The 4,296-nt window shown below is 41.3% G+C and carries 5 protein-coding genes; 1 reads left to right on the top strand and 4 read right to left on the bottom strand.

Annotated elements, in window-relative coordinates:
* Nucleotides 1–68 precede the first annotated feature (68 nt).
* The 3 genes from H6F44_RS22310 to H6F44_RS22300 all read right to left on the bottom strand — a co-directional run bounded on the left by H6F44_RS22310 (nt 69) and on the right by H6F44_RS22300 (nt 2,817).
* Nucleotides 69–530, bottom strand: a complete 462-nt coding sequence (locus tag H6F44_RS22310; RefSeq protein WP_190353279.1) for a hypothetical protein — start codon at nt 528–530, stop codon at nt 69–71.
* 919 nt (nt 531–1,449) lie between these two features.
* Nucleotides 1,450–1,677, bottom strand: coding sequence for a hypothetical protein (locus H6F44_RS22305; protein WP_190353278.1), 228 nt, complete (start codon nt 1,675–1,677; stop codon nt 1,450–1,452).
* A 93-nt stretch (nt 1,678–1,770) separates the two neighbouring features.
* The gene (locus H6F44_RS22300) at nt 1,771–2,817 is read right to left on the bottom strand and encodes a hypothetical protein (protein WP_190353280.1); all 1,047 of its coding nucleotides are present in this window, start codon (nt 2,815–2,817) and stop codon (nt 1,771–1,773) included.
* Between the two features lie 404 nt (nt 2,818–3,221).
* Between H6F44_RS22300 and H6F44_RS22295 the strand changes: the two genes are divergently transcribed.
* Complete coding sequence (locus H6F44_RS22295) at nt 3,222–4,064, top strand: Uma2 family endonuclease (RefSeq protein WP_190353277.1); 843 nt, start codon at nt 3,222–3,224, stop codon at nt 4,062–4,064.
* Nucleotides 4,065–4,069: 5 nt separating this feature from the next.
* Here the strand turns inward: H6F44_RS22295 and H6F44_RS23010 are convergent.
* On the bottom strand, nt 4,070–4,296 hold a 227-nt coding region (locus tag H6F44_RS23010; RefSeq protein WP_206754486.1), incomplete at its 5' end, for a hypothetical protein.

Here is a 4,296-nt window from a genome sequence, read left to right as displayed (position 1 = left end):
CTAGATAGGTCATACTTACTATGACTTGACCTATCTTTTTTATCTTAAATCCTCAAATCCCCATCTACTCATACTTCCCATATCTTTTGTCGCCCCGTCAGGATATTTAGCCAATCTAAAGAGTTAAAGTTGATGCCATCTTGGCTAAAGCTGAAGACATTATTGTCATTGAGTTTGAGATGAAGATTATCTACTAAGTTGCTACCAATAAAGGTAAGACTATTGGGCATACTGCCCACTGTAAAACCTTGCTCAGATATGATATTGCCATCAGAGATAACAGGGACAGTGGCAAGGCTTGAGGTGTCTGATAGAGGTATGCCAATGCCATTGAGATAAATGGCGCTTTCGCTGGGGCTTAAGGATTTAACAACAAAGCCCGTAGATAGAGAACTACCTAGGGGGCTTAAATTAGAATTAAGAGAATTTTGAGGAATTAATGTATTCCCTAGTAGTTTGTCACTACCAATTAAAGGAGGTATAGGGGTTATTAAGCCAGATTCAACTGCATTACCTGTTACTGATTGCATAATGTCCACCTATTCGCTCCTAAGATTTATATGGTAATGAAATTCGATGTTTGGTAATAAATTGAACTGTATTGAGGAATCGCGTTGAGACCTACGATTATCACAATAGCTACGAAAATTAGTGACATATCTCACTAATGACACATTTAAACAGCGCTAAATCATCTAAAGTTAACTTTATTTAAATGGTTGCTTGGGTTGCACTGCTCAAGTTTTATCTAAATGTCATCAAGTATATTACACCAATTCACTAAAGTGTGACAACAATTTTGTGAATTAAAAAGCAAGCCCAGTAAAGGTTTTCAGGTTAAGAAATAACGTAGCCGCTTCTTAACTTAAATATTAATTGCTATCACTCCTACTGGCGGAAATTTAGTCAACATGAAATAAAAATCAAATTATGACTTTTGCAGGATAATAAAAGTCCGTATTTTTGATTGCTATGCCCCATAGCCATGTTTTATTACTTGATTTGTATTACTTGATATGGCAATTACTGCCACCAAGCCCATATCCCAAGCGATATCTACTAGCGATTTTCTACAATTAAGCTATGACTATCTAGTTATACCAGTTTCGAGTTCACTTGTGTAACCCACCAAATAATTTAGTTCATTTATTTGATTGATGTTTTGATAAAACTGCTTCCAAGAGACAATGTTGCTAAAATATCAACAAAAAAGTCACTAAATAATCTCGTGAATACAATTTAGTCTGGTCAACAAATTGGATCTCTGAAGTTAATCTAAAGTTAGGACGTTTGGACTGTTTTGTGAGCCTTAACAAGGGGCTGAAGCCCCTTGCCTGTACAAGCTGTCTTAGTGACTACATGGCTTTGCGCTGACGGAAAATCTTTCTGTACTACGAAAAGTCTCAATAGTCTCCTTGGATTGGGTTTGAACACAAAGCGCTGTAAGTCCTACTCAGGAGAGTTTGCCTGAGATCCGTCAGGGGCATCTGATGGTGCATCAGTCGCTCCTGGGGTGGCATCAGATTCTGAAGATGCACTGAGTGTAGCTGTTGTGGCATTTAAGAGAAACTCAATCCCTGCGGCGACCTCTTTGTAGGGACGTTCTTGGAGATAGCTAAGCAGGGCATCGCGCTGAGTATCTGTGATTAGATAAACTTTTTGTTGAGAAACTGTCATACAGGTTATGCTAATGAAACTTGAGGCTTGCTACAGAAATATAGCAAAAGCTAGTTAGGAATTTGCAGAAATTGTATTAAATTGTATTAGTCTCTACTCTTCAGAAATTTGGAGGCGAATTGTGCGCCCTGACTGCTCGTTGCCGATTTGTACTGAAATATTTTGACTGGCAAGGGAGTCGAGGGAATTAAGTAAATCTAATAGGTGCGGGGTACTAGCGCCTGCTTCGACATATAACTGATCGGCGGCGGTGGAGATTTTTTTCCAGGTGCTGTATAGCTTGCCGATCGCTTGCTCTAGTTGGGAGGCTTGACTAACGAGGTCAGAAGTGAGCTTGAGGCATCCAATTCTGAGGGATTCTTCGAGGGCAAGGTCAATGTTTACCGATCGCTGACTAATTGCCTGTACTTGATTGGTATTGGCTAAATATTTGGTGAGCCTTTGTGCGTCCGCCGTTACTAACTTGATGTTGTCAAGATCAGTGCCATCGGCGATCGCCTGCTTGATCGGCGCTTGATAAGCCTCTGGCAGTTTGTCGATTTCGCGGACTAGGGGGGCAACATAACGGGTGGGAATGGTATGGGCAGCAACTTTTTCTTTGAGTTCTTCTGGTAAATGTTCGGAACTCATCGCTGTCCATTCGTCACTGAGTTGACGCACTTCACGGCGGGTGATTTTATCGCCATTACGTGCTGACTCGACGATTAATTGCTGTACCTCTGGCGAGGCTTGGGCAGTTTCTAAAAAAGCTCTTTTGCTAAATTGACGGATATCATCGCTGTCCAGTTGTCCATCTGCCATGAGGGTGTCAGCGCTATTGGCGAGTTGAATCCATGAATATGCCTGAGATTTGCTGATTTCTCGCTCTTGCAACCATTTCAAAAAGCCCGTGCCGCGCCCTTTGCCGTTTGCCTTTTCCCGATCGCGCACCGTGCGTAAAATTCTGCCGCGCCAAATATCGGTTTGTAGATCAAAGCGATCGCATACCTGCCACGCGCGATCGACCTCGGCGAGAAACTGCCCTTCCGCCAATTCTGCATCATTAGGATCGGGTAAGGATAGGGAAAAATCACTAAGATCGTCTGGTTCTTGACCTAGGAAAAAGTCATTAGTTTTACTGGTTTCATTAGTTTCGCTGATACTAATGGCATTGGTTAGGTTTAAGGGCGCAGTAGCAGAATTATTCACAGATGACTATTACTTTAAAAATTTAGATTATCTCGCAATATTATTAATCTTACGCTACGGTGCGGCATTAAGCTTTTCTACCTTAGTCCTTCTCCCTAAAGCAGATACAGGCTGGTACTAACTTTCTGAAGGCGGTGCTTCTAAAAAGTTTGCAACCTTAAAACTTGCTGAGTGGATTTTGTCACTTTTAGGACTTATGCAAGAGATCTTGAAACCATGCTTCTAGGGTAGTGGCAGTTCATGAATTGCCCTTTGCTTTACACCTTTCCTCAAATAGACCGTTATGCTTCATCAATACCAAGCGATCGCTTTGCTATAATCCAAAATAATCAAACAAAAGTAATGTGTCAAAAGCAATGGTGACAATACCTTTTGAAAATCGTCAATTACCGACTGCGGAAGACCTGCCAAGTTCCGATGAAACACCCGTGGATAACGAACTCCAAAACGACATTCCCAATATGCTCTTAAATTTGTTGAGGTCTATTTGGAGCGATCGCCAAGATTGGTTTTGGGGTGTGGATATGTGCTACTACTACGAAGCGAATATTGAAGAACCCAAGAAATCTAAGTCAATTGTTCCTGATGGATTTTTAGCGATCAGCGTACCACGTCTTAAGGATGAAGGTGGACGATTGAGTTATGTTTTGTGGCAGGAACAGGTAAAACCAATAATGGTTCTAGAAGTCATCTCTAAGGAATATAACGGTGAATATGATCAGAAACTGACTCAATATCAGGATCTGGGAATTCTGTATTATGTGGTTTACAACTCCCTAAGCGGTCGCAGGGGACGTTACAAAAGGCATGAATCTTTGGAAGTCTATAAATTAATTGATGAAAAGTATGAATTATTGCCATCGGTTGCACTATTGTCGGAATCTGGCAAAGTCGTGTGGATGCCAGAGATTGGCTTAGGAATCGGCTGCGAGCGGCGTGTATGGGGTAATTGGGAGCGGGAGTGGCTCTATTGGTACGATCGCGATAATGTGAGATATCCCTCGGCGGAGGAAAGGGCTGAGCGAGAGCGCATAATTGCTAGACAGGAGCGCATGATTGCTTCTCAGGAGCGTATTGCCAAACAAGAGGCTGAGGCGATCGCTAGTCAACAAGGTTTGATTGCTCAACAGGAGCGTGAACAAAAGGAAAAATTAGCGAATTATCTTAGATCGATAGGGATCAATCCTGATGAAATCTGATCGCTCTATATTCCAGTTTGGAATGCTGAAATGTAGAGCGATCGCCTAATCTGTTTTTTAAATTCTAGACTTGTCGGGAAATAAAAGAAAGGTATAGAGGCAACTTCACATTTATTTCTGCACTTCAATCCATTAGTAAATACTAAAGCCATAAGTTCAATAAGTTGAAGCATAACCAAGGTTTGATATCGGTTATCATCATCCCAATACGCAAAAAAAAAGATGATAAATA

The organism is Pseudanabaena cinerea FACHB-1277 (genome assembly GCF_014696345.1).
Taxonomy (GTDB): domain Bacteria; phylum Cyanobacteriota; class Cyanobacteriia; order Pseudanabaenales; family Pseudanabaenaceae; genus Pseudanabaena; species Pseudanabaena cinerea.
This window is presented reverse-complemented; position numbering and strand designations above follow the sequence as displayed.

Bases quoted from the DNA above. Each gene is read 5' to 3' on its own strand.
- H6F44_RS22295 (WP_190353277.1), top strand. From the start codon at position 3,222: ATGGTGACAATACCTTTTGAAAATCGTCAATTACCGACTGCGGAAGAC.
- H6F44_RS22310 (WP_190353279.1), bottom strand. From the start codon at position 530: ATGCAATCAGTAACAGGTAATGCAGTTGAATCTGGCTTAATAACCCCT.
- H6F44_RS22305 (WP_190353278.1), bottom strand. From the start codon at position 1,677: ATGACAGTTTCTCAACAAAAAGTTTATCTAATCACAGATACTCAGCGC.